Source organism: Pseudomonas sp. C11, assembly GCF_034683865.1.
GTDB lineage: Bacteria > Pseudomonadota > Gammaproteobacteria > Pseudomonadales > Pseudomonadaceae > Aquipseudomonas.
In genome coordinates, this window is record NZ_JAWIIP010000001.1 from 13276 (window position 1) to 38931 (window position 25656).

The 25656-nt window shown below is 62.4% G+C and carries 20 protein-coding genes and 2 pseudogenes; 9 read left to right on the top strand and 13 right to left on the bottom strand.

All coding sequences use genetic code 11. The features are described 5' to 3' along the window. Positions 1-284 precede the first annotated feature (284 nt). From VC352_RS00065 to VC352_RS00105, 9 genes are all read right to left on the bottom strand, one after another. Positions 285-1739, bottom strand: coding sequence for an NAD-dependent succinate-semialdehyde dehydrogenase (locus VC352_RS00065; protein WP_322977547.1), 1455 nt, complete (start codon positions 1737-1739; stop codon positions 285-287). Between the two features lie 32 nt (positions 1740-1771). Next, positions 1772-2572 (bottom strand): 4-hydroxy-2-oxoheptanedioate aldolase, encoded by an 801-nt coding sequence (gene hpaI / locus VC352_RS00070; protein WP_322977548.1) that lies wholly within the window; start codon positions 2570-2572, stop codon positions 1772-1774. A 75-nt stretch (positions 2573-2647) separates the two neighbouring features. Further along, positions 2648-3451 (bottom strand): 2-oxo-hept-4-ene-1,7-dioate hydratase, encoded by an 804-nt coding sequence (hpaH, locus tag VC352_RS00075; RefSeq protein ID WP_322977549.1) that lies wholly within the window; start codon positions 3449-3451, stop codon positions 2648-2650. A 12-nt stretch (positions 3452-3463) separates the two neighbouring features. Beyond that, positions 3464-3874, bottom strand: coding sequence for a 5-carboxymethyl-2-hydroxymuconate isomerase (locus VC352_RS00080; protein WP_322977550.1), 411 nt, complete (start codon positions 3872-3874; stop codon positions 3464-3466). A 60-nt stretch (positions 3875-3934) separates the two neighbouring features. Next, complete coding sequence (gene hpaD / locus VC352_RS00085; RefSeq protein ID WP_322977551.1) at positions 3935-4858, bottom strand: 3,4-dihydroxyphenylacetate 2,3-dioxygenase; 924 nt, start codon at positions 4856-4858, stop codon at positions 3935-3937. A gap of 142 nt (positions 4859-5000) precedes the next feature. Then, entirely contained in the window at positions 5001-6461 is a 1461-nt protein-coding gene (gene hpaE / locus VC352_RS00090; RefSeq protein WP_322977552.1) for a 5-carboxymethyl-2-hydroxymuconate semialdehyde dehydrogenase, read from the bottom strand. Between the two features lie 19 nt (positions 6462-6480). Beyond that, the gene (locus VC352_RS00095; protein ID WP_322977553.1) at positions 6481-7248 is read right to left on the bottom strand and encodes a fumarylacetoacetate hydrolase family protein; all 768 of its coding nucleotides are present in this window, start codon (positions 7246-7248) and stop codon (positions 6481-6483) included. 10 nt (positions 7249-7258) lie between these two features. Continuing rightward, positions 7259-7906, bottom strand: a complete 648-nt coding sequence (locus VC352_RS00100; RefSeq protein ID WP_322977554.1) for a fumarylacetoacetate hydrolase family protein — start codon at positions 7904-7906, stop codon at positions 7259-7261. Between the two features lie 242 nt (positions 7907-8148). Beyond that, positions 8149-9648 carry an aldehyde dehydrogenase family protein gene (locus VC352_RS00105; RefSeq protein WP_322977555.1) on the bottom strand — a complete coding sequence of 500 codons (1500 nt, stop codon included), beginning with the start codon at positions 9646-9648 and terminating at the stop codon, positions 8149-8151. Between the two features lie 216 nt (positions 9649-9864). Here VC352_RS00105 and hpaR point away from each other — a divergent pair, with 216 nt between their 5' ends. The 3 genes from hpaR to VC352_RS00120 all read left to right on the top strand — a co-directional run bounded on the left by hpaR (position 9865) and on the right by VC352_RS00120 (position 12868). Next, positions 9865-10287 carry a homoprotocatechuate degradation operon regulator HpaR gene (hpaR, locus tag VC352_RS00110; RefSeq protein ID WP_322977556.1) on the top strand — a complete coding sequence of 141 codons (423 nt, stop codon included), beginning with the start codon at positions 9865-9867 and terminating at the stop codon, positions 10285-10287. A 261-nt stretch (positions 10288-10548) separates the two neighbouring features. Then, positions 10549-11451, top strand: coding sequence for a 4-hydroxyphenylacetate catabolism regulatory protein HpaA (gene hpaA, locus VC352_RS00115; RefSeq protein ID WP_322977557.1), 903 nt, complete (start codon positions 10549-10551; stop codon positions 11449-11451). A 238-nt stretch (positions 11452-11689) separates the two neighbouring features. Next, positions 11690-12868, top strand: coding sequence for a hypothetical protein (locus VC352_RS00120; protein ID WP_322977558.1), 1179 nt, complete (start codon positions 11690-11692; stop codon positions 12866-12868). Between the two features lie 112 nt (positions 12869-12980). Here the strand turns inward: VC352_RS00120 and VC352_RS00125 are convergent, their stop codons facing one another. Further along, the gene (locus VC352_RS00125; RefSeq protein ID WP_322977559.1) at positions 12981-13928 is read right to left on the bottom strand and encodes an ADP-ribosylglycohydrolase family protein; all 948 of its coding nucleotides are present in this window, start codon (positions 13926-13928) and stop codon (positions 12981-12983) included. A 354-nt stretch (positions 13929-14282) separates the two neighbouring features. Further along, positions 14283-15500, bottom strand: coding sequence for an MFS transporter (locus VC352_RS00130; RefSeq protein WP_322977560.1), 1218 nt, complete (start codon positions 15498-15500; stop codon positions 14283-14285). A gap of 266 nt (positions 15501-15766) precedes the next feature. Here VC352_RS00130 and VC352_RS00135 point away from each other — a divergent pair, with 266 nt between their 5' ends. The 6 genes and pseudogenes from VC352_RS00135 to VC352_RS25230 form a co-directional block, all read left to right on the top strand. Further along, positions 15767-16936 carry a p-hydroxyphenylacetate 3-hydroxylase oxygenase component gene (locus VC352_RS00135; protein ID WP_322977561.1) on the top strand — a complete coding sequence of 390 codons (1170 nt, stop codon included), beginning with the start codon at positions 15767-15769 and terminating at the stop codon, positions 16934-16936. An 82-nt stretch (positions 16937-17018) separates the two neighbouring features. Beyond that, on the top strand, positions 17019-17948 hold the full coding sequence (locus VC352_RS00140; RefSeq protein ID WP_322977562.1) for a p-hydroxyphenylacetate 3-hydroxylase reductase component: 930 nt from the start codon (positions 17019-17021) through the stop codon (positions 17946-17948). Between the two features lie 335 nt (positions 17949-18283). Next, positions 18284-19687: an APC family permease gene (locus tag VC352_RS00145; RefSeq protein ID WP_322977563.1), complete on the top strand. Its 1404-nt coding sequence runs from the start codon at positions 18284-18286 to the stop codon at positions 19685-19687. A gap of 124 nt (positions 19688-19811) precedes the next feature. Next, positions 19812-20885: an extracellular solute-binding protein gene (locus tag VC352_RS00150; RefSeq protein WP_322977564.1), complete on the top strand. Its 1074-nt coding sequence runs from the start codon at positions 19812-19814 to the stop codon at positions 20883-20885. 449 nt (positions 20886-21334) lie between these two features. Continuing rightward, positions 21335-21631, top strand: a pseudogene (locus VC352_RS25225) (PAS domain-containing protein); the annotation flags it as partial. Then, positions 21605-21827: pseudogene (locus VC352_RS25230) on the top strand (methyl-accepting chemotaxis protein); the annotation flags it as partial. The pseudogenes VC352_RS25225 and VC352_RS25230, both read left to right, overlap by 27 nt. 291 nt (positions 21828-22118) lie before the next feature. Here the strand turns inward: VC352_RS25230 and VC352_RS00160 are convergent. Both VC352_RS00160 and VC352_RS00165 read right to left on the bottom strand, forming a co-directional pair. Then, on the bottom strand, positions 22119-24554 hold the full coding sequence (locus VC352_RS00160; protein WP_322977566.1) for an efflux RND transporter permease subunit: 2436 nt from the start codon (positions 24552-24554) through the stop codon (positions 22119-22121). Continuing rightward, positions 24551-25630, bottom strand: a complete 1080-nt coding sequence (locus VC352_RS00165; protein ID WP_322977567.1) for a WD40/YVTN/BNR-like repeat-containing protein — start codon at positions 25628-25630, stop codon at positions 24551-24553. The genes VC352_RS00160 and VC352_RS00165 overlap by 4 nt, the downstream gene beginning before the upstream one ends. Positions 25631-25656 lie beyond the last annotated feature (26 nt).

Below are 25656 nucleotides of genomic sequence, written 5' to 3' on the forward strand. Positions count from 1 at the left end.
TAATTGATTATATGAGATCGAAAGCATCGCTTGCGTCAGAGCTGAACAGGCAGGAACCAGCGGCTTATCTACCGCTAGCGTTTCAGCAGGAAGGAGGGGGGCTGCGTTGTATCGAGAAATGCTTGGCGACAGGCTGCGTCGAGCTCGATTGCGGTTGCGCCGAGCCCCTACAGGAGAACTGGCATGGCCGTAGTGAGGAAGGCTTTGCTCACGATGTGCCCCTGTTAACGATAAAAAAACGGCTCTACTGGAGAGCCGCTAAAGGGTGACACAGTGGAGAGGGGTCAACCGATGCCCAGGCACATGTACTTCTGCTCGATGTAGTCGTCGATGCCGTAGTGCGAGCCTTCGCGGCCCAGGCCGGATTGCTTGATGCCGCCGAACGGGGCGACTTCGGTGGAGATCAGGCCTTCGTTGACGCCGACCATGCCGTACTCCAGCGCCTCGCTGACGCGCCAGGCGCGGCCCAGGTCGCGGGTGTAGAGGTAGGAGGCCAGGCCGAATTCGGTGTCGTTGGCCATGGCGATGGCCTCAGCCTCGGTGTCGAAGCGGAAGATCGGCGCCAGCGGGCCGAAGGTTTCGTCACGCGCCACCAGCATGTCCGGTGTGACGTCGCCGAGCACGGTCGGCTCGAAGAAGCTGCCACCCAGCGCATGCGGTTTGCCGCCAGCCAGTACCTTGGCGCCCTTGCTCACTGCATCGGCGATATGTTCCTCGACCTTTTCCACCGCCTTGGTGTTGATCAGCGGGCCTTGCTGGGCGCCGTCCTCGTCGGCCGGCGCGACCTTCAGCGCATTCACCGCCGCGACCAAGCGTTTGCTGAATTCGTCGTAGACGCCGTTCTGCACCAGCAGGCGGTTGGTGCACACGCAGGTCTGCCCGCTGTTGCGGAACTTGGAACCCAGCGCGCCCTGCACGGCGGCATCCAGATCGGCGTCGTCGAAGACGATGAACGGCGCGTTGCCGCCCAGCTCCAGAGACACCTTCTTGATGGTCTCGGCGCACTGCGCCATCAGCAGCTTGCCGATGCCGGTTGAGCCGGTGAACGACAGTTTCTGTACGTCCGGGTTGCCGGTCAGCTCGCCGCCGATGGCGCGCGAGTTCTTGCCCGGCACGATGTTCAGCACACCAGCCGGAATGCCGGCGCGCTCGCCGAGCACTGCCAGGGCTAGGGCCGACAGCGGGGTTTCCGAGGCCGGCTTGAGCACCACGGTGCAGCCGGCGGCCAGGGCCGGGCCGACCTTGCGGGTGATCATGGCGTTGGGGAAGTTCCACGGGGTGATGGCGGCGACCACGCCGATGGCCTGTTTGATCACCACCAGGCGACGGCCTTGTTTGTCATGCGGGATCACGTCGCCGTAGATGCGTTTGGCTTCCTCGGCGAACCACTCGATGAAGCTGGCGCCGTAGGCGATCTCTCCACGGCTTTCGGCCAGCGGCTTGCCCTGTTCCCAACTGAGCAGGCGCGCCAGGTCTTCCTGGTTTTCCATGATCAGGTTGAACCAGGTGCGCAGGATGGTGCTGCGCTCTTTGGCGGTCTTCTCGCGCCAGGCGGGCAGGGCGGCCTTGGCGGCGGCGATGGCGCGGGCGGTCTCGGCTTGGCCGAGGGAGGCCACTTCGGCGATCAGCTCGCCATTGGCCGGGTTGGTCACGGCGAAGCGCGACTCGTCGTCGGCCTCGACCCATTGGCCGTCGATGTAGGCCTGTTCACGCAGCAGGTTCAGATCGGAGAGTTTCATGTCGTTCTCTTGGCAATACGTGGGAGGCGGTATCAGTACACGCCGCCGCCACTGGTGGGGGCCGACGCGTTCTTGAAGGCCGATGCCAGGGTTTGCAGGCCGCGCATCAGCACGGTGGTGTCGACGCCGACTGCGACGAACTTGGCGCCCAGTTCCAGGTAGCGCCGCGCCAGGCTCTGGTCGGCGCTGAGGATGCCGGCGGCCTTGCCGGCCTTGCCGATCCGCACGATGGCGTCTTCGATGGCGGCCTGCACGTCCGGGTGGCCGGGGTTGCCGCGATGGCCCATGGACGCGCTGAGGTCGGCGGGGCCGATGAACACGCCATCGACGCCCTCGACCGCGACGATCTCATCCAGCTTGGCCAGGCCTTCGAGGTTCTCGATCTGCACCAGCAGGCACATCTGCGCGTCGGCCTTGTCCAGGTAACCGGGAATGCTGTTCCAGCGCGAGGCGCGCGCCAGGGCGCTGCCGACGCCGCGTACGCCATGCGGTGGGTAGTGCATGGCACGTACCAGCTCACGGGCTTGCTCGGCGCTTTCTACCATGGGCACCAGCAGGGTCTGCGCGCCGATATCCAGAAGCTGCTTGATCAGCGCGGTATCGCCGATCACCGGGCGAATCACCGGCTGTGAAGCGTACGGCGCCACTGCCTGCAACTGGCCGAGCAGGCCGCGCAGGTCATTCGGCGCGTGTTCGCCGTCGATCAGCAGCCAGTCGAAGCCGGCATTGGCCGCCAGCTCGGCGCAGTACGGGTCGGCCAGGCCGAGCCACAGGCCGATCTGCGCTTCACCGGACTGCAGGCGTTGTTTGAAGGTGTTGATGGGCATGTCCATGGGAGCTCCTTCGCAGAGCTGCAAGCCGCAAGCAAGCGCCGCTTTTCTTGTGGCTTGAAGCTTGCCGCTTGCGGCTTAGATAAACCGGCAGGCAATGCTGCCGAGCATGTCGTAGTCGACGTGGAAGGTGTCGCCGGGGCTGGCCGCCACCGGGCGTGTGAAGGAGCCGCCGAGGATGATCTGCCCAGGCTGCAGGGTGACGTCGTACGGCGCCAGTTTGTTGGCCAGCCAGGCCACGCCCTTGGCCGGGTGGTTGAGCACGGCGGCGGAGACGCCGGACTCTTCGATCACGCCGTTGCGGTAGAGCACCGCCGGCACCTTGCGCAGGTCGATTTCGGTCGGGCGTATCGGGCGGCCGCCCATGACCACGCCGGCGTTGGCCGCGTTGTCGGAGATGGTGTCGAACACTTTGCGGGTGACCTTGGTGTCCGGGTCTATCTGCTGGATGCGCGCGTCGATGATCTCCAGCGCCGGGATCACCCACTCGGTGGCATCGAGCACGTCGAAGATGGTCACGTTCGGGCCTTTGAGCGGCTTGCCGAGAATGAACGCCAGTTCCACCTCAACGCGTGGCACGATAAAGCGCTCGAAGGGGATGTCACTGCCTTCCTCGAACAGCATGTCGTCGAGCAGGGCGCCGTAGTCCGGCTCGGTGATGTTGGACGACACCTGCATGGCGCGCGAGGTCAGGCCGATCTTGTGGCCGACCAGCTTGCGACCATCCTTGATCTTCTGCTCGACCCAGGCGCGCTGGATGGCGTAGGCGTCTTCGATCGTGATGCTGGGGTAATCCAGGGAGAACTGGCGAATCTGCTGGCGCGAACGCTCGGCGGAGTCCAGGCGCGCGGCGGCCTGCTGAATGATGCTGGCATCGAGCATGGTCAATGAACCTCAGGAAGTCTTGTTGAACAGGGGATGCAGGCTGCTGTGCTTGGCGTCGAAGACCTGGCCGGGGCTTTCGTCGATCTGCAGGGTGACGCCGGTGGGGCGTTTGGCCAGCAGGTCGTCGAGGTGCGCGCGCAGCACGCCCATCAGGTTGTCGCCGACCTGCTGGTGCACCGCCTGGCTGCGCCCGGCACCCATGCGCAGGTTGGCGTAGAGGAAACCGTAGTCGCCCTTGCCATCGGCCACCGCCGAGTGCGCGGCGGGGTAGGCCAGCACGCGCGTGCCGCCAGTGGGGAACACCGCTTTGCCGGCTTCGTCGCGTTGTTCGAGCATGCAGTCGGCCAGGGCGCGACACAGGGCCCCGACATCTACGTCACGTTCGACGTCGGGGGTGTAGAGCAGTACCAGATGGGGCATCGTAATGTCCTCGCAAGAGCAGGAGCGGCGCGTTTCGCGGCTGAAGCCGCTCCTACGGGGTCAGAGGCGGCTGGTGGAGAGGACGCCAGCCAGGTTGGAGGCCTGGGCCTCGGGAATGGCGGAGCCGTCCTGCGCAGTGACCGGGAAGATGGCGTTGATCTGGCCGGTGCCGGAGGAGCCGAAGTAAGGCGTCACCACTTCGGCCTTGGCGTCGTATTTCGACCAACCCAGTGCGCCGAGCAACATGGCGGTGTCATGCATGAAGCCTTCGCCGTGACCCTTGACGGCGTACTCCGGGAGCATGTTGCAGAAGGCGTCCCACTCGCCGTCCTCCCACATCTGCACCACACGGTGGTCGAGGGTTTCCAGGAACGGGCTCCAGACCTTGGTGGAGAAGTCCGGTGCCTGGCCGTTCTGGGCGAAACGGTGCGACAGCGAGCCGCTGGCGAAGAACGCCACGGTGCCATCGTAGTGCTCTTCCACGGCCTTGCGCATGGCCCAGCCGAGGCGGGCGCTGTCAGCCAGGTAGTGCGAGGTGCACAGCGCCGATACCGAGACCACCTTGAAGTGCTGATCCTGGTTCATGTAGCGCATCGGCACCAGGGTGCCGTACTCCGGGCCGAGGGTGGTGGCGTCGTGCGCCATGGTCTCGACGCCCTGGCGGTTGCACTCGGCCGCGAGGATCTTGCCCAGCTCCGGGTTACCCGGAAACTCGTAATCCATGTTGCTGATGAAGTGCGGCAGTTCGTTGCTGGTGTACAGCCCCTTGAAGTGCGGGCCGCAGAGGACGTGGTAGTTGGCGTTGACCAGCCAGTGGGTATCGAACACGACGATGGTGTCGACGCCCAGTTCGCGGCAGCGTTTGCTGATTTCGATATGACCGTCGATGGCCGCCTGACGAAAGCCCTGACGCGGGCCGGGCAGTTCCGAGAGGTACATCGAGGGTACGTGGGTGATCTTTGCGGCGAGAGCAAGTTTGCCCATGGTGATTCTCCTGCTGGAAAGGCCTAGCTGTGCGGCGCTTTCGTGCTTGATTGTGATTGTTCGCACGTCCGGCAAAATGTTCGGTGTCATCTCAGTATCCCCGCCTGCATGGCAGGCGGGGAGCTGTCACGGCTCGGCGCGATCAAACACCCCAGCGCGGGATGTGGTGGCTGCCCATGGAGATGCACACGTTCTTGATCTCGGCGAACACCTCGAAGCTGTACTCGCCACCTTCGCGGCCCGTGCCGGAACCCTTCACGCCGCCGAACGGCTGACGCAGGTCGCGCACGTTCTGGCTGTTGATGAACACCATGCCGGCTTCGATGCCTCGGGCCAGACGATGTGCCTTGCCGATGTCCTGCGTCCAGATGTAGGAGGCCAGGCCGTATTCGGTGTCGTTGGCCAGACGCAGCGCTTCGGCTTCGTCCTTGAACTTGATCAGGCACACCACCGGGCCGAAGATTTCTTCCTGGGCGATGCGCATGCGGTTGTCGACATTGGCGAACACGGTGGGCTGGATGAACTGCCCCTTGGCCAGGTGCGCCGGCAGATTGGCCGGGCGCTCCAGGCCGCCAGCGAGCAGCTCGGCACCTTCTTCCATACCGATCTTGATGTAGCCGGTGACCTTGTCGTAGTGCGCCTGGGTGATCATCGAGCCGACCTGGGTTTTCGGGTCGGTCGGGTCGCCAACGATCAGGCGCTTGGCACGGGCGGCGAACTCGGCGACGAACTGGTCGTAGACGGTTTCCTGGATGAAGATGCGGCTGCCTGCGGTGCAGCGCTCACCGTTGAGCGAGAAGATGGTGAACAGCGCGGCGTCGAGTGCGCGATCGAGGTCGGCGTCGTCGAAGATCAGCACCGGGCTCTTGCCGCCCAGCTCCATCGAATACTTCTTCAGGCCGGCGGTCTGCATGATCTTCTTGCCGGTGGCGGTGCCGCCGGTGAAGGAGATAGCACGCACATCCGGGTGGCGCACCAGGGCGTCGCCAGCGGTGGCGCCGTAACCTTGCACCACGTTGAGCACGCCCGGCGGAATACCGGCTTCCAGAGCCAGGCGGCCCAGCTCGTTGGCGGTCAAAGGCGACAGCTCGCTCATCTTCAGCACCGCCGTGTTGCCCAGCGCCAGGCAGGGCGCGGTCTTCCAGGTGGCGGTCATGAACGGCACGTTCCACGGCGACACCAGGCCACACACGCCGACCGGCTGGTACAGGGTGTAGTTGAGCATCTGGTCGTCGACCGGGTAGCTGTGGCCGTCCATGCGCGTGCAGACTTCGGCGAAGAAGTCGAAGTTGTGCGAGGCGCGCGGGATCAGCACGTTCTTGGTCTGGTGAATCGGCAGGCCGGTGTCGAGGGTTTCCAGCTCGGCCAGCTTGGGCACGTTCTGGTCGATCAGCTCACCCAGCTTGCGCATCAGCTTGGCGCGTTCCTTGGCCGGGGTGCCCGCCCACTTGGGGAAGGCTTCCTTGGCGGCAGCCACGGCGCGGTTGATTTCCTCGGCGCCGCCGCTGGCGACTTCACCGATGGCTTCGCCGGTGGCCGGGTTGTAGTTGGTGAAAGTCTCGTTGCTCTCGACTTCCTGACCGTTGATCCAATGCTTGATCATGTTCTGTGCCTCGTAGGTGTCACTTGCCGCGCGCGGCGAAGAATTCGGATTCGCTGACGATGCGGTTGACCAGGCGGCCAACGCCTTCCACTTCCACCACCACTTCATCGCCCGGCACCACGTCGGCCAGGCCTTCCGGTGTGCCGGTGGCGATCATGTCGCCGGGCTGCAGGGTCATGAAGCTGGAGAAGTATTCGATCAGGTAGGGGATGTCGAAGATCATGTCCGCCGTGCTGCCTTCCTGTTTCAACTCGCCGTTGATCCAGGTGCGCAGCTTGAGCTTGGACGGATCTGCCACGTCGGCGACGTCGACGATCCACGGCCCGACCGGGGTGGTGGCATCGCGGTTCTTCACCCGCAGGTTGGGGCGGTAGTAGTTTTCCAGGTAGTCGCGGATGGCGTAGTCGTTGCACACGGTGTAGCCGGCCAGGTACTGCAGGGCGTCCTCGCGCTTGACGTTCTTCGCCGGCTTGCCGATCACCGCCACCAGTTCGCACTCGTAGTGCATGTACTTGACGTTGTCCGGGCGCCAGGTCACCTGGTTGTGGCCGGTGTAGGTGCCGGGCGACTTGATGAAGGCCAGCGGCTCGGTCGGCGCCTTGAAGGCCAGCTCGGCGGCGTGGTCGGCGTAGTTCAGGCCGAGGGCGAACATGCTGCCTTCGGCAGGCGGCAGCCACTCGACGTCAGCTTCGGCGAGCAGGCGACCATCGGCCAGGCGTACGGCGTTGTCCGCCTCGACGGTGACGGCGTGGATCTGGTTCTCGTAGCGAATACGGGCGTGTTTCATCTTGCTCTCCTTACTGCGCCACGATGTGGTTGGTCAGGCGGCCCAGGCCGCTGATTTCCACGCTCACTTCATCGCCGGGCTGCACGTCGACGCGACCTTCCGGGGTGCCGGTGATCAGCACGTCGCCTTCATGCAGGGTCATGAACTCGCTGAGTTCGGCGATCAGGCGCGGCACGCTGCGCACGAAGTTGGCGGTGGTGTTTTCCTGGCGCACTTCGCCGTTGACCAGCACCTTGAGGGTCAGCGCGTGTGGGTCGGCCAGTTCGATCATTTCGCTGCCGAGGGCGCAGAAGCCATCGCGGCACTTGGCCTTGACGGCAGGGCGGTAGTAGCTCTCTTCCGGCAGGCTGAATTCGTTGACGATCACATAACCGGCGACATGGGCGAGGGCATCGCCCTCAGCGACGCGGCTGGCGCTCTTGCCGATCACCACGCCCAGGGCTGGGCCAGGCTGCAGGCGCTCGCCGGCTGGCATCACCACCGGCTGGCCATCGCCATTGCGGGTGTTCGGCGTTTTGATGAACAGCACCGGCTTGAGCGGTGGCTGCTGGTAAGGCGGCTCGTTGAACTCGGCCAGGCGGCTGCGCAGCAGGCCTTGATAGTTCAGCGCAACGCCGAAAAGCGTTCCGGTAGCGGCCTGTTCGGTGGGGCGGCTCATTTCTTGTTCTCCTGCTCGGGGCGTTTGGCGTTGCCGGGGCGGCATGTGTCTTTCGTTAATATATTAATTTTAAAGTTAATATGTAAACGAAATTCTAGGCCCGCTGTCAGTCAGATCGTGTCGTGGTGATATTGATGGCGCTGAATGCGGGCTTTAATGGCAGTTTCGGCGAATCAATTGCACTTTTGCTGGTGTCGGCATTGGCGGCACTGCCTTGGGCATGTCGCCGCCGCTCGTCGCAATCAATAGGTGATGCACACCGATTTCAGCTCGGTGAAGCCCTCGATGGCGCTGCGGCCGAACTCACGGCCCATGCCCGACTGCTTGTAACCGCCGAAGGGTAGGTTGGGGTCGACTGGGACGTGGTTGTTGACCCAGACGGTGCCGGCCTCGATCTGCGGGATCAGCTCCATCACTCGGCCCAGATCATTGCTCCAGAGGCTGGCGGTCAGGCCGTAGCGGCTGTCGTTGACCATCTGTAGCCCTTGTTCGAGGTTGTCATAGGGCACCACGGACAGCACCGGGCCGAAGATCTCTTCCTGAATGCAGGTCATGCGCTGTTGCATGTCGGCGAGCACGGTCGGGGCGACGAAGTAGCCAGGCAGATCCACGGGGTGGCCGCCAGCGGCGAAGCGCGCACCTTCGCGGCGGGCGATCTCCAGGTAATTGAGCACGCTGCTTTGCTGCTTCTTCGACACCAGCGGGCCGACCTGCGCGGTGGCGTCCATGCCGGCGCCGACGCTCAGCGCGCTGACCTGGGCGCTGAGCGCCTCGACGAAGCGCCCGTAGTGGCGTGCCGGTACATAGATGCGCGAGGCCGCCGCACAGACCTGGCCCTGGTTGAGCAGGCCGCCGCCGATGGCGCCAGCCACGGCCTTGTCGATGTCGGCATCTTCCAGCAGCAGCATGGGGTTCTTGCCGCCCAGTTCGAGGGTGAAGCGGGTCATGTTCTGCAGCGCGGCGATACCGACCTGCTTGCCGACCGCGGTGGAGCCGGTGAAGGACACCTTGTTCACCAGCGGATGCGCCACCAGCGCCGGGCCGACTTCGGCGCCACGGCCAATCAGCACGTTGAACACCCCGGCGGGGATGCCGGCTTCGACCGCCAGCTCGGCCAGGCGCAGGGCGGTCAGCGGGGTTTCGTCGGCGGGCTTGATGATCACCGTGCAGCCGCAGGCCAGCGCCGGGATGACCTTCCACAGGGCAATCATCATCGGGAAGTTCCACGGCACGATGCCCGCTACCACGCCAGCCGGCTCACGGCGGGTGTAGGCGTTGAAGCGCGCGTTCTCCGGCACTGGGATGGACACGTCGAGCGTCTGGCCTTCGATCTTGGTGGCCCAGCCGGCCATGTAGCGCATGTAGTTGAGCGAGGCACCGACTTCAACGGCGCGCGACAGGTGGATCGACTTGCCCTGATTGAGGGTTTCCAACTGGGCCAGTTCCTCGCCATGGGCTTCGACCAGATCGGCGAAGCGCAGCAGGATGCGTTCACGCGCGGCAGGCGCCAGCTTGCTCCAGCAGCCCGAGGTGAAGGCGCGATGGGCCGAGGTGACGATGGCGTCCACCGCCGCCGCGTCGGCCAGCTCCACCTGAGCCAGGACTTGCGCGCTTGCCGGGTTGAAAATATCCATCCTCTCGCCATGCGCCGGGCGGCTCTGGCTGCCATCGATGAAGGAGCGATGACGCTGGTTCAGGAACCCCTCGACGGCGGGAAGGGTCGGTACGATTGAAGTGTCCATGGGCGCGAAGCTCCTGCTGCGGATGAGTTGCCGACATCGAGCTGTTGCACGAGTCATTTGGGGAGCAGCATAAGAGCCAGGCTGGGTGGCGAGCTTGATCGAGGCTGCCGCTGGCCATGTATGAGAATGCCAGGCACATCTGCAATGATTGACGCTGGTGTGCCATCTGCCTTATCTCGTTAAAATGTTTATCAATCCAGCACTGTGAACGCCAACATGCCAACAGCCCGACCTTCCCTGACCCTTACCCTGCTGCAGGCCCGTGAAGCGGCGATGAGTTTCTTCCGCCCGCAGCTCAACGAACACGGCCTCACCGAGCAGCAATGGCGAGTCATCCGCATCCTGCGCCAGCACGGGGAAATGGAAAGCTTTCGCCTGGCCGAGCTGGCCTGCATCCTCAAACCGAGCATGACCGGCGTGCTCAGCCGCCTGGAGCGCGACGGCATCGTCGTACGGCGCAAGTCCGCCACCGACCAGCGCCGCGTGCACATCAACCTCACCGAAAAAGGCCATGCCTGCTTCCTCTCCATGAGCGACGGCATGGAGCGCAACTACCAGCGCATTCAAGAGCAGTTCGGCGAAGAGAAGCTGCAACAACTGCTTGGCCTGCTCAACGAACTCAAGCAGATCAAGCCCTGAGCCTGATGGGCCTGCAGGCCGTTGAAAAACGTAGGCGACGACTGCATGGATGCAGGAGGTAGAGCGAAGCAGGAAGCCCGAGCCGAGGCAGCTAGTGCAATACCGACAGCGGCCCCACAAAAACAGGCGAAAAACGGTCGGAGTCGCGCTCGACTTTACGAGCTGTAAATGAGCATTTTGATCGGACTCGCGCACGAGCCTGTTTTTAACGCAGCAATGGCAACGTAGGTAGTTTTTCAACAGCCTGCTAGGGGGGGCCCCATGCACGATCCTCAACCCATCCCCAACATCAACATCGGCCAGGTCTACGACCAGCGTTACGCCGATGCGGACGTGCATTACGAAGCCCTAGGCAAGCTGGCCGACTTCTTTGGCCGCAACATGCCGGTGCATCGGCACGACCGCTTTTTCCAGGTGCACTACGTCAAGAGCGGCGTGGTGCGGGTGTACCTGGACGACCAGCGCTACCAGCAGCAGGGGCCGATGTTCTTCCTCACCCCGCCGACCTTTCCCCATGCCTTCGTCACCGACGCCGACAGCGACGGCCATGTGCTCACCGTGCGCCAGGAACTGGTCTGGCCGCTGCTGGAGAGCCGCCAGGGCCTGGCCCAGGGGCCGCAGATCGCCCCCTTGTGCGTGGCGGTGGGCGAGCTGGACGGGCAATACGACGGCGAGGTGGCGCGGCTGAACCTGTTGTTCGACGAACTGCGCTGTGAGTTCGCCGACGACCGCCCAGGCCGCGAACTCAGCCTGGCGGCGCTGACCCGGCTGATCTTCGTCAGCCTGCTGCGCCTGTCCGCCCGCACCATCCAGGCACAGCCGGCGCGCGGTGAAGACCTGCACATCTTCCAGCGCTTCAACGCCCTGATCGAAACCCACTATCAGGAACACTGGCCACTGAGCCGCTACGCCGCGCAATTGGGCGTCACCGAAGCGCGCCTCAACGACATCTGCCGGCGCATCGCCGACCTGCCGTCCAAACGCCTGGTGTTCGACCGCCTGATGCAGGAAGCCAAACGCCTGCTGCTGTTCACCGGCAGCTCGGTCAACGAAATCTGCTACCAGCTTGGCTTCAAGGACCCGGCCTATTTCAGCCGGTTCTTCACCCGCAATGCGGGCGCGACGCCGGGGGAGTATCGGGTGACGAAGGGTGCGGTGGAGTAGGGGCGAGCGCTTGTTCATATATTGCAGCGCTCAATCTGGACAATCACTCATCTATCTGACCGGCGGCTATCGGCCAGAGTTGCCCCTTAAATTGATGAGCAAACTCAGGCGCGATTAATTTAAAGTCTGATCGAAAGCAGAGAAGCTTCAGTAGTGTGGGTAAGTTATCTGTCGCGCGCACTGTGGTTGCAGTGATGTGCGGGGAACTATGGCTAAACAGTATAAAGGGAATGTTTGCATGAATTTATTCGCGAGCGGTGAGAATACGCAGCTGAATGCATGTGTGGGCAGAAATGGCTGGCCTGGAACAAATTACTATGCAAATGGATTTGACAGTGCCGTTCACACAATGTGCAGAGATACCATATCCAGAGGATTTGACCCGGACGAAGTAGTGTATCCGATCGTATTCTGCGCTCGGCATAGAATAGAATTGTTTCTGAAGATGCAAATCAGGCTAATTGAAAGAGTCAGAGGACATATCACTGTATCTGACCCAAAGCTGATGAGGACTCATAATCTCGGTGCGTTGTGGGAGATGTATGTGGCTGCATCTGGGCAGTGTGATCCTCGATATAAAGAGGTGGTCTCAACAATAGAGCCTGCAATTCGTGAATTTTCGTTGATTGATCCTACCGGAGAGACCTTTCGATATGCCTATGACAATAGTAATAAAAAGCATCTTGAGGATAGCGTCTCGCTAATTAATATTGAAGTTTTTTATTCAGCTTTCTGTGCGCTCTCGGAAGGTATAAAGAATGCGGAAATTCTTACTGATTTTCTCTCCGATGAGTACGGCACGGGAACATACACGAAGCATGCTTCGAGATCTGTGATTGAAAATATTTCAAAGGAGTTAACCCGAAAATCCAACTGGGGAAAGCCTTGCTTCAGATTTTTAAAGAATGAAATATGTGAGAGATACTCAATTAGTCAGAGAGGTTTGTCTGAAATTATAGATGTAATAAAGGTTCATCGGGAGTTTGCTTTTAATATTGGTGTGGAAATATCAATTGAAGATGTCTCTGCAGAAAAAATTGCTCGCTTTCTTGAGCTTCGTATTAGGGCGACAGCTGAATCTAGCAAGTCAAGCTGGCGTGATAGTTTGTTGTATGATTCCGGCCTGGAGCGTGAGCTTTATTCTTTTCTGTGTAAGAATTTTTCGATAAGAGAAATGAGTGCATTGCTAGCCCTTGCTGATGTTAGTAGTCCACTTTGCTACTCTGAGGCATACGACGGTTTATGTGATCAGTATGAATGTGGTGGAAGTGATAGTGCTGAATTTTCCGGATATCTGAATGGGAAGAGCTTTATTGCACCTAAAATTATTCTGGGGCTAAAGAAGCTAAGGCAAATATCCACACTTAAATATATTTCTAGCGTGGGAGTCGATGTGGGGGAGTTGCCGTTTTTTTGAATGAGTCGTCCCATCCTTGGGAACAGCTTTGTAGGGCGTACTCGCGAAGCAGTACGCCTTTTATCCTGGCCGGTGGACTGTTCTCTTACGCTCCTGAGTCCACCCTACGCAGTTATTCTCCAAGACAGTCCGGGCTTTCCGGGATTCTAAGTTGGGCTGACTTGAGTAGTGCGATGGCGATGCTTTCAATTTCTGACGCCAGGTGCAACTTCTCCAACCATTGAGGTGGAATACCCTGTTTCCCATAGAACGCACCGGCTATCTGGCCAACGATCGCAGCGGTGGTGTCGGCATCGTCGCCCAGATTGGCGGCTTGCAGCACTGCAGCTTCGAAGGAGTCAGTGAACCAAAAGCACCAGAGTGCGGCTTCGAGCGAAGCAATGCAGTACCCGGTACCCCTGATTCGGTCTCGGTGCTTATGCTTGAAGCTACCGGAAGCGAGGTCTTTGATCGCAGGTTCGCAATACTGTGCCGAAGAAAGTGCAAGCACATCCTCTTTTTCATATTCTGCCAATGCCCTGGAAATCACATCTGCTAGTAACAGACACGACTCGATTGCCTCGGGGGCTCCATGGGTTGTGCGGGAGCTTTGTCTCGCGGCCCATGCCACCAATTTCTCATCCGGAAAGTAGAAGAGGATGATGGGCGCCAGGCGCATGATTGAGCCATTTCCGGCGCTTTCCGGATCAATGGAGCCGGCGAACGGCTCTCCAGTCTTCTGAAAAGTCATTAGCGCCTGTCTGACTGTCGTGCCGATATCGAAGCATTGTCCCGTCGAACTCAAGTAACCCCAATGCCACCAATTGAGATACCGAGTCATCTGGTCTTTTGCATCGAAGCCGTTTTTTGAGAGCAGGCTTTCTGCCAGACAAAGTGCCATCGAGGTGTCGTCTGTCCATTGACCAGCGGCCAGGGTGAAGGGCCCTCCGCCGACCATATCCGTGATGGGGCTCAGGGTCTCGCGTGAGCTGAATTCGAGGGTAGTGCCGACAGCATCGCCACAAGCCAGGCCTAGCAGGCATCCGGCATAGCGATCTAATAGCTTGCTCTCAAGGTCCAATGGCTGTCTCCGAAGCGTTCCGATATTCAGGAGCGTGCATCATAAGGCGGTTATCGCCTCTGGCCGAAAGCAGTCTTATAAGTACAGAACACAGATCTATCTGCCGTCTTCCCTCTCCTAGGCTCTGTACGAAAAGTCGTCGAGCGAAGGTCAGGCGAGGCAAAAACAGGTGAGGAAGCGGAGTTTACGAGCTGTAAATGAGCATTCCGAACCTGTTTTTAACGAAGCATCACCGAGTGCAGGCACTTTTCGTACAGAACCTAATGCCTGGATGGTATTCGCTGACAGCGCGTTTTCGGTAGTCACAGTATCGTCTGCCGCAATATACCAATCGCATGAATCTGTGAAGCGACACTACCCGTGCCCGCGCCTTAACCCAAGCCCCCCGCAATACACCAACAACCCCCCGCCAGCCAGCGCCATCACCCATGGTGCGCCGAGGTGGGCGGCGAGTAGGCCGACCAGCAGGCCGCCGAGGGCGTCGAAGCCGAAGCGGGTGGAGGTGTAGAGGGAGACGATGCGCCCGCGCAGGGCTTCCGGGGCTTCGCTCTGCAGCACGATATTGGTGCCGACGTTGCTCACGGTGATGCCGAAGCCGATCAGCGCCATGGCGGCGAGCGACAGCGGCAGTATGTCGCTACCGGCGAAGACCAGCAGGGCCAGGGCGGTGACTGCGCTGGCGGCGAGGATGGTGCGCGGCAGCGAGTCCACGGACAGGCGCGAGGCCAGCAGCACCGTCGACAGCAGTGAGCCGAGCCCGGCTGCGCCCCAGAGCCAGCCGAGGGTGGTGGCATCGCCAGCGAAGATGTCCTTGGCGAACACCGGCAGCAGCACCACGTAGCTCGATGCCGTGAAGTTGATCACCAGTACGCTGAGCATCATCGCCCGGATGCGTGGGTTGTGCCGGGCGTAGCGCAGGCCTTCGCCGAGCAGGTCGCGGTAGGAGCCCGCCGCGCGTTCGGTGGGGCGCAGGTGGATCAGCAGCAGGCCGATCACCAGCGCCAGGTAGGACAGGCCATTGAGGAAAAAGCACAGCGCCTCGCTGGATACGCCCAGCAGCAGCCCCGCCAGGGGCGGGCCGACGAAGCGTGACGAGGTGAACAGCATGGCGTTGAGGGCCAGGGCGTTGGGCAGGTCGGCGCGGTCTTCGACGAACTGGCTGAGCAGCGATTGCCGCAAGGGCGTGTCGAAGGCGTTGAGCACGCCCATCAGTGCGGCCATGACGACGATCAGCGTCGGGTTGATCCAGCCGAGCCAGGTTAGCAGGGCCAGCACCAGTGCCTGCACGCCGAGCAGGGCTTCGACCAGGATGAGCAGGCGGCGTTTGTCGTGGCGGTCGATCCAGGCGCCGGCCAGGGGGCCGACGAACAGTTGCGGCAGCAGCGCGACGCAGGTGGTCAGGCCGAGCAGGGCGGCTGAGCCGCTCAGGCGGTAGATCAGCCAGGCCAGCGCCACCTGCTGGATCCAGGTGCCCAGGGTGGAGATGGCATGGCCTGCGAAGTACAGGCGGAAGTTGCGGTGACGCAGGGCGCGCAGCAGGTTGGGGCGTGCATAGAAGGGCAAGGCGGGCATCGGGCGCGTCCTGAGATGGGTCGCAAGAGGAAAGTTGTTAATAGATTAACTTTTTGCCAGTTGCCGCTCAAATTTCTATGAAAAGTACAATCGAGTCCTCGTAAGGTGCATTTTTAGCCCGCTGGCCAGTACCCATAATGAGCGCGTCCCTCGGCCGGTATCGCACTTGATGCTCAGGCTGACGGGCTGCACGAGCAGCTTGTCAGTGTCGCCAACGAGTCGCCTGCCGCGATCTACCGCTAACAATAATCAGGGCTCGTACTCAGATGAAAAAGCCAAATCCGCTCCTCGAAGACCTCAAAGCCATCCTCCCGGCCATCGCTGCCAATGCTTCGCGTGCCGAGCAGGAGCGCAAGGTGCCCGAGGAGAACATCGCCTTGCTCAAGGGCATCGGCATGCACCGTGCCTTCCAGCCCAAGGTCTATGGCGGCCTGGAAATCTCCCTGCCGGAATTCACCGATTGCGTCGCGGCCCTGGCCGGCGCCTGTGCCAGCACCGCCTGGGCCTTCAGCCTGCTGTGCACCCATAGCCACCAGTTGGCGCTGTTTCCCAAGCAGTTGCAGGATGAGGTCTGGAGTGAGAACTCCGATGCCACCGCGAGCAGCAGCATCGCGCCGTTCGGCAAGGTCGAGGAAGTGGAAGGCGGCGTCATCTTCAATGGCGAGATGGGCTGGAGCAGCGGCAGCGATCACGCCGAATGGGCCATCGTCGGCTGCCGCCGGCAGAACGGCGAGGGCGGCCAGGATTATTGCTTCGCCGTGCTGCCGCGCAATGACTACGAGATTCGCGACGACTGGTTCGCCGCCGGTATGAAGGGCAGCGGTACCAAGACCCTGCTGATCAAGGATGCCTTCGTGCCCAACCATCGCATCCAGAAGGCCAAGGATATGATGGAGGGCAAGTCCGCCGGGTTCGGTCTGTACCCCGACAGCAAGATTTTCTACGCGCCTTATCGCCCGTACTTCGCCAGCGGTTTTGCCGCCATCGGCCTGGGCATCGCCGAGCGCATGCTCGAAGCCTACAAGGAAAAGACCAAGAATCGCGTGCGCGCCTACACCGGTGTCAACGTCGGCACCGCCACGCCAGCGCTGATGCGCCTGGCCGAGTCGACCCATCAGGTCGGCGCCGCGCGGGCCTTCCTGGAAAAGACCTGGGCCGAGCACGCTGATCATGCCGAGCGTCACCAGTACCCGAGCCGCGAGACCCTGGCGTTCTGGCGCACCAACCAGGCCTATGCAGTGAAGATGTGCATCCAGGCCGTGGATCGCCTGTTCGAGGCGGCCGGTGGCACCTCCTGGTTCGAGAGCAACGAGATGCAGCGCCTGTTCCGTGACTCGCACATGACCGGCGCCCATGCCTACACCGACTACGACGTCTGCGCGCAGATCCTCGGCCGTGAGCTGATGGGCCTGGAGCCTGACCCGAGCATGGTCTGAGTCCGGCTGCACCTTGCGTGGGGCCGCTGGCGGCCCCGCTACTCGAACAATAAGCCGCATCGCTGCGGCCAGGGAGAATCCCATGACTACGTGCATCGACCCGCGCGCCTTTCGCCGCGCGCTGGGCAACTTCGCCACGGGCGTGACCGTCATCACCGCTGCCACGCCCGATGGCGAGAAGGTCGGCGTGACCGCCAACAGTTTCAACTCGGTATCGCTCGACCCGGCGCTGGTGCTGTGGAGCATCGACAAGCGCTCCGGCAGCTACGAGGTGTTCCAGCGCGCCACGCATTACGCGGTCAACGTGCTGGCCGCCGACCAGATCGACATTTCCAACCAGTTCGCCCGCCCGCGTGACGACAAGTTCGAGGGTATCGTGCACGAGGCCGGGGCCGGCGGTGCGCCGCTGCTGGCCGATTGCGCGGCGCGCTTTCAGTGCGAGATGTACCAGCAGGTCGACGGTGGTGACCACTGGATCCTGATTGGCAAGGTGGTGGCCTTCGATGATCTTGGGCGTTCGCCGCTGCTCTATCACCAGGGCGCCTATTCCATGGTGCTGCCGCACACGCGCATGACCCAGAAAAGCGAAGGCCAGCAGCCCAGCAGTGCCTTCCAGGGGCGCCTGAGCCACAACCTCTACTACCTGATGACCCAGGCCGTGCGCAGCTACCAGAGCAGTTATCAGCCGCGCCAGCTTTCCACCGGCCTGCGTACCAGCGAGGCGCGCATGCTGATGGTGCTGGAGAACGATGCGGGGCTGAGCATGGGTGACCTGCTGCGCGAGGTGGCCATGCCGGTGCGCGAGATCGAGCAGGCGGTGGAGATTCTCAAGCGCAAGGGCATGGTGGCCGACGCCGACGAGCGCTACGTGCTGACCGCCGTTGGCGTGGATCAGGCCGAAGAACTCTGGCGTATCGCTGGCGAGCAGCAGGACAAGGTGTTCGCGGCCTTCAGCGCCGAGCAGATCGAAACCTTCAAGAGCATGCTCAAGGCGGTCATCGCCCAAGGTTGAAGTGCGGCCAGGTATTACCTCGACCGGCCCTTGGAATCAGCCGCCGTAGGGTGGGCTTTAGCCCACCAATGACAAGCCGTCTGCTGGGCAATCTGGTGGGCTGAAGCCCACCCTACCGGCTGCGCAGATGAGGCCTGCTTGTTACGGCTGAAGAGCGGAGGTTCCGCGCCCGCCAGGCGTGCTTTGCCTCCCTGACACGCAAGGGCAAGCTCCCGGCAGCCAGAGGCAAGAATTCCCCTTTTCACAGGCGCAAAGTGATGACCGACGCGGTAGCCAACTGACGTCATTTTCGTGGGCACCACTGGGCCATCCGGCCCGAGCGGGAGAATAATCGAATGAACAAGACCAACGCCCCTGACATTGCCTCGATGCAGGCGGGGAGTAGCACTTTCATGCAGCAGAAGAAACTTGGCTTCATCACCATGATGGCCATTTGCGTCGGCCTGGTGATCGTACAGGGCTCTATGATTACCGCCACGCAGGGCATCGGTATCGGTGGCATGGGCTTCATCGCCGCGCTCATCGTTGCCTTCATCCTGGCGCAATTCAACGCCATGAGTTTTTCCGAATTGTCCTTGATGTTCCCCCAGGAAGGGACGCTGGCGACCTACACGCAAAAGGCCATCGGGCACTTCCCGGCCATCGTTGCGGTGTTCGCCGGCTACGTGGTGGTGGCCATGCTGGCCCTGCCGGTGGAGATGTTTCTGGTCGATGCGATCATCGGCGAGCTGCTGCCCGGCATGTTCCCGCCGCTGGTATTGCCATTTCTGATCCTCGGTGTCCTGGTGGTGACCAACATCCTCGGCGCGGATGTGTTCGCCAAGGTGCAGAACCTGCTGGCATTCATCCTGGTGACGGCGTTGCTGCTCATCGGTCTGTGTGCGGTCAGCGGTGCCATCGAGCCTCATGCCCAGGTCACGGGCACGCCGGTGAGTTGGAGTTTCGAACCCGTCCTCAATGGCAGTTTCATCGGTCTGATCGCCATGGCCATGTGGCTGATGGTGGGGGTGGAGTTCATCTGCCCGATGATCAATGAGGTAGACAATCCGCAACGCAATATCCCGCGCGCAATGATGCTGTCGCTGTGTGCCATGCTTGGGATCTTCCTGCTGTTCGTCTATGGCGTGAGCTTCTACCTGAATGTGGAAACGCTCACCGGCTCGCCGCTGCCGTATCTGGATTACGCCAATGCCGTCTTTGGCAAGGCCGGCTGGATCATCGCCGCCGTGATGGCGGTGACCGCGACGTGCAGCACGGTCAATACGGTGCTGGCCGCCGTGCCGCGCATGATGCAGGGCATGGCTGAGAACGGCCAGGCTTTCCCGCAGATGAAGATTGTCAGCCAGCGCTTTGGTACGCCTTGGGTGGGCATCCTGTTCATGGCAGCGACCATTGCCATCCCGCTGCTGCTGATGGACATCGACTCGCTGATCCCGCTGGTGATCGCCGCCTCGACCAGCTGGCTGCTGGCCTACGTGGTGGCGCATATCGACGTGCTGGTATTGCGTCGGCGCATGCCGAACATTGCGCGGCCTTACAAGACACCGTTCTACCCGCTGCCACAGATCCTCGGCATCGTCGCCATGCTCTACGTCGCGATGAACAATTCGCCATCGCCGGAGATGACCGTACTGGTCTACAAGATCCTCGGCGTCATCCTGCTGCTGATCAGCGTCATCGCCCTGCTGTGGGTCAAGCTGTACATGAAGCGCAAGCTGTTCGAGCCCGACCTCGGCTAGATGCTCCGCGCCACGTCTTCGATAAGGCGTGGCGAATGACGCGCCCGCATACGCAAGGCCAGCGTCAGCTGCCCTTGCGTAATGCGCTGTCGCTGAGTGTCGACGACATCAGGGGAGTCGGATGATGAGAGGCTTGCTGCTAGCCGTGCTCATGCTGTCGAGTGTCAGCGGGCATGCCGAGACGCTACGTATCTACAACTGGAAGGACTATATCGACCCACAGGTGCTCGCCCGTTTCGAGCATGACACCGGTATCGATGTCGACTACCAGACCTTCACTACGGCCCAGGAGTTGGATCAGGCGCTCAGTCAGGGCGCGTCTTTCGATCTGGTGGTGCCATCGCATTTCCAGTTGCAGCGGCTTATCGAGGAGGGGCGTCTGCAGAAACTGGAGCTGGAGAGATTAAGGCACTACGACAACCTTGATCCGAAACTGACGTCTGCCCTGGCGAGCTTCGCCGGGGCGCCGCGCTATGTTGTGCCGTACCTGTGGAGCACCGTTGGCCTGGTGATCGACCGTAATCAGGTCGAGCAAGCATTAGGACGGCAGGCGCCACCGAGTTGGCGTCTGTTGTTCGATGAGTCCTACGTCCAGGCACTCAAAGCATGTGGCATCGGTTGGCTGGATGCGCCGGAAGAAACTTTCTCGTTGTGGATGAATGCCAAGGGGCGGCGCCTTTCCGAGGCCACGCTCAGGCGTTTGCAGGCTGCGGGTGCGTCTTTGGCCGATAGCGCAGGCACGCTGCGAACGCTGGACAACGAGGGCTACATCGAAGCGCTGGCTGCCGGTCGCCTATGCGCGTCAATGGCCTGGAGCGGGCATGCACTGGAGGCGGCTTCGAGGCGATCATCGCTGGAGTTCCTGGTACCGCAGGAAGGAGCGCTGCTGACCGTCGACAGTTGGGCCATCCCCGCCGATGCCAGGGCGCCCGAACTGGCCTATCGCTTCATCGACTACATGCTGGCGCCCGAAAACGCCCGTCTGAATACCCAGGCCACCCACTTCTACGCACCCTTGCGCACCGAACTGCCGGAAATGATCGAGCTGGCGCGGCAGACGCCAAGCCTCGTGCCGGCAGCTGGCGAGCGGCGTCGCCTGTACTTTCTCGAACCGCTCAAATCCGGACAGAAGCAGGCCATCGACCAGCAGTGGCAATTGATCAAGCAGCGTGCGGCGCTAAGGGCGTCGCCCATCTGACGGGAGTAGTCGTTATGTTTTTCCGTGATCGAGGGCGTGATATCGCCGAAGCGCTGGAGCAACAGCTCGAGGCCTTGGGCCGGGGCGCCGAGCTTGCCTCGGTGCGTTCTTCCGTATTGGCCGAGCAGCCTCGCTTGAACGATGCGCTGTCGCGAGTGGCCAATCATCTGCGCCAGCTTCAGGAGCAGCAGGCGCACCTGCAGGCACGCATCGATACACAAGCTGAGGCGCAGCAACAGGCCGCCGTGCGTGAGCGCCAGTTGCAGGAACAGTTACAGTGCCAGGCGCTGCAACTGGAAACGCTGCATGGTCAGTGCCATGAACAGCAGGATGCGCTGCAGCACTGCCAGCAGGAAGCCCGTGTATGGGAGCTTGCGCAGTCGACGCTGACCGAAGGCTACTGGGACTTCATAGTGGTCAATGGGCGTATCGATGATCCGGCCAGCAGCATGCGCATCTCCAACCAGTTTCGTTCATTGACGGGCTATAGCCGCGACGAGTTGCCGGATGGCCTGGAAAGTCAGGCCAGCCTTATTCATCCGGATCACCTTGGGGGCATCGCCAGCCTGTTCGAGCGAGAGATCATCGATCCGGCCGGTAGTGGCGAGTACGTGATCGAGTACCTTATGCGCCACAAGACGCGTGGCTACATCTGGTTTCGGGAGCGTGGGCGTTCAGTGCGCGATGAGCAGGGACGTCTCTACCGTGTTATTGGGGCGGTGCGGGATATCTCCGATGAGCGTAACGCCCAGGCCGCCCATGAACAGATGCTGCGGCATAACCAGGACACTTACGGGCAGATCGCCCAAGTGGTCAGCGTGATCAAGGGCATCGCCGAGCAGACCAACTTGCTGGCGCTGAATGCGGCGATAGAAGCGGCCCGCGCCGGCGAGGTGGGGCGCGGTTTCTCCGTGGTCGCCGACGAGGTGAAGAAGCTGGCGCAGAGCACGCGCCAGGCGACTCAGGAAATCCAGGCGATGCTGGCGCGTACCCAGACCTCTGCGCCTCAACCCGACTGACCTAAGGCCTGCCGCTATGTTGGACGTAGCGGCAGGAGCTCAATCCAGATTTTGCGAACAATCTCTGCCCGTCAGGCATATCCAGCCAAGAGAGCACGACCGGTCTTTTCGCGTTGTCAGCGACAGGAGTCACGAGGATGGGGAGTGCAATGATTTCTGGTTATCCATGCACAAAGGCGCCCGAGTGGGCGCCTTTGCTATTGCGACGGTGCGTTCAGGTCATTCTCACCGGGTCGCAGACGTCGGCACCACCGGGCGCTTGCTGCACAAACGTGGCTGTAGCGAGCCGCTTCGGCTTCAGCAGGAAATGCGCTAGTGCCGGGAGCAGGATCAGGGCACCGAGCATGTTCCAGACGAACATGAAGGCCAGCAGCAGGCCCATGTCGGCCTGGAACTTGATCGGGCTCAGCACCCAGGTGATCACCCCAATGGCCAGGGTCACGCCGGTCAGCATCACCACCTTGCCGGTGAACAGCAGGGCACGGTAATAGGCCTCCGACAGGCTCTTGCCTGCGCGCAATTGCGCCAGGGTCACCGAGAGGATGTACAGCGCGTAGTCGATGCCGATGCCCACGCCGAGGGCGATTACCGGCAGGGTCGCCACCTTGACGCCCATGCCCAGCAGCACCATCAGCGCCTCGGCCAGCACCGAGGTCAGCATCAGCGGCAGCACGGCCACCAGCACCGCACGCCAGGAGCGGAAGGTGATCAGACTGAGCAGAGCCACGGCGGCGTAGACCAGCACCAGCATCTGCCACCAGGCTTCCTTGACCACGATGTTGGTCGCCGCATCAATGCCGGCGTTGCCAGCGGCCAGGAGGAATTTCGCGTCCGCCGTGTCGTTGACCCGGGCGAACGCTGCAACGTGGTCGACCACGCCGGTCAGGGTGTCGGCCTTGTGGTCGCGCAGGTAGATGTACAGCGTCAGCAGGCTGCAGCCATCGTTATACAGGCCACGTGGGGCGCTGGCGGCGACCGAGTTAAGCATGCCCTGGTTGGGCATGAACTCGTACCACTTGGGATTGGCCTCGCTCAGGCCGACCATCATGCGGCGGTTGAGCAAAGCCAGCGACTGGGTCGACTCCACGCCGGGGAGCTGGCGCAGTTGCCATTCCAGGGCATCGAGCCGGTTGAGGATGTCGTATTGCGCGCATTGCCCGTCCGGGGTGCTCACCAGTACCGCCAGCACGTCGCTGGAGGCGCCATAGTTGGCGTTCATGAAGGCTACGTCGCGGTTGTAGCGGCTGTCGGGGCGCAGCTCCGGGGCGCCTGGGTCGAGGTCGCCGATCTTCAGGTGGGTGCTGACCACGAAGCCGACGGCGCCGAGCAGCAAGGCGCCGGCCACCGCTGCACTGGCCATTGGTCGATGGGTAAAACGGTCGAGGAACGACCACAGCGGGTGCTTGCGTTCGCCACGCGCATCGGCCTGCTCGGCGCGCAGGCTGCGCTGGGCCGCCCGTGCGCTGACGCCGGTGTAGGAGAGCAGGATCGGCAGCAGGATGAGGTTGGTGAAAATCAGCACCGCAACGCCGATGGAGGCGGCGATGGCCAGCTCACGGATGACCTGAATGTCGATCACCAGCAGCACCGCGAAGCCCACCGCATCGGCCAGCAGGGCGGTCATGCCGGCCAGGAACAGGCGGCGGAAGGTGAAGCGCGCCGCCAGCAGTTTGGGCACGCCACGACCGATGTCCTGCATGATGCCGTTCATCTTCTGCGCGCCGTGGCTCATGCCGATGGCGAAGACCAGGAAGGGCACCAGGATCGAATAGGGATCGAGCGAGTAGCCCAGCGTCGGCAACAGGCCCAGTTGCCACACCACCGCCACCAGGGACGCGGTGACTACCAGCAGGGTGGAGCGCAGGCAGCGGGTGTACCAGAACAGGGTGAGCGTGGCGATCACCACGGCGATGGCGAAGAACAGCAGCACTGCCCGCACGCCGTCGATCAGGTCGCCGACTATCTTGGCGAAGCCGGTGATGTGAATGTTCAGGCCTTTGCCTTGGTACTGCTGGCGCAGTTGTTCGAGTTGGTTGGCGAAGGTCGCGTAGTTCAGCGGCTGGCCGTTGCCGTCCTGGGTCAGCAGCGGTACGTAGATCACCGTGGAGCGGGCGTTGACCGCCACCAACTGGCCGATCTCGCCGGAGCGGGCGACGTTGGCGCGAAGCTGCTCAAGGCTGGCCGGGCTGCCATCGTAGCCGTTGGGGATGACCGAGCCGCCTTCGAGGCCGTCTTCGGTCACGCCAGTCCAGCGGGTCGAGGGCGTCCACAGGGATTTCATATTGACCCGGTCGACCCCCGGCAGCAGGAAGATGGCGTCTGACAGGCGGCGCAGGGCGTCGAGGTAGTTCGGGTCGTAGATGTCGCCGGTCGGGTTCTGCACGGCGATCCGCACCGAGTTGCCCAGCCCGGTCAGTTGGCTCTGATAGTGCTGAAACACCTGGATGTAGGGATGCGCGGTGGGGATGGTCTTCTCGAAGCTGGCGTTGAGCTCCAGCTTGGTGGTTTGCCAGGCCAGCAGCCCGGTGGTGATGACGCACAGCGCCACCACCAGCAGGCGATAGTTGAAAAGCAGGCGCTCGAGCAGCGAGCCCGAGCGTGGATCGAAGGCAGCGGAGGCTTCCGCCAGGTCGGTTGGCGCGTTGTTCACTTCACGTCTCCAGCTTTCAGCACACTGACACCTGCTCCGCTCACCAGGACGATATCGGCATCTGCTATGGGTAGTAGATTGTTGAGGGGCGGCAGTGGCTGGCGGTTGCTCGGCAGCAGGCGACCGCCTTGCTCGCGCAGGAGCATGCCGGCCTGGTTGACGAAGAGCGGCGTGCCGTCGGCCTGTAGCGCCGAGGCGGTGATCGAGGCCTCTACGGGGGAGGCGAGCGGGCTCCAGCTTGCGCCGCCATCCTCACTGCGCAGCGCATTGCCGCGCAGGCCGGCGAGCACGATGGAACCATCGGCTGGCAGTTCGAGGGTGAAGAAGCTGCCGGAGTAGGGCGTTTCCACTGGGCTGAAACTGGCGCCGCCATCCTCGGAGATCAGCACCAGGCCCTGCTCACCGGCGATGACCACGCGCTGGCCACGGCTGCGGATGGCATTGAGGTGCAACCCACCTGGGTTGACGCTGCGCTGCAGCCAGGGCTGCCAGCTCTTGCCGCCATCTACGGTGCGCAGGGCCAGGCCGTAGGCGCCGACGACATAGGCCTCCTGCGGGCTCTTCACCCACAGGTCGAGGAAGGGTTTGTCCGGGCCGTCCTCGACCAGGCGCTGGGCTTCGGCAATCGCACGCGGGTTACCTTGCGCCTGCGCCGCCGCCAGCAGCGTCTGGGCGGCTCGGCGGCCATCCAGGCTGGCAGTCCAGTGCGTACCGCCATCCTCGCTGACCAACACGCTGCCGCCGTGCCCGACGGCATAGCCGTGCTCGGCGTCGGCGAAGCGCACGGCGGTCAGGGTGACGCTGACCGGGGAGGCGGCCTGTCGCCAGGTCGCCCCCTGGTCGTCGGACAGCACGATGAGGCCGCGCTCGCCGACGGCCACCAGGCGCTGGCCGGCCTGGGCGATGCCCAGCAGATAGGCGTGCGCCGGGTTGACCGCGCGCAGTGCCGGGCGTTCCAGCGCCGCGCCGACCGGCGCCGCCTGCACCGCGCCGGTCAGGCACAGGCAGGCCGCCAGCAGCGAGCACTGCCAGCGTCCCAGCGTACCGCGCGAAGGTTGACTGCTATGAGTGTTCATGAGCGCGCTCCGTAATGCTGTCGCGG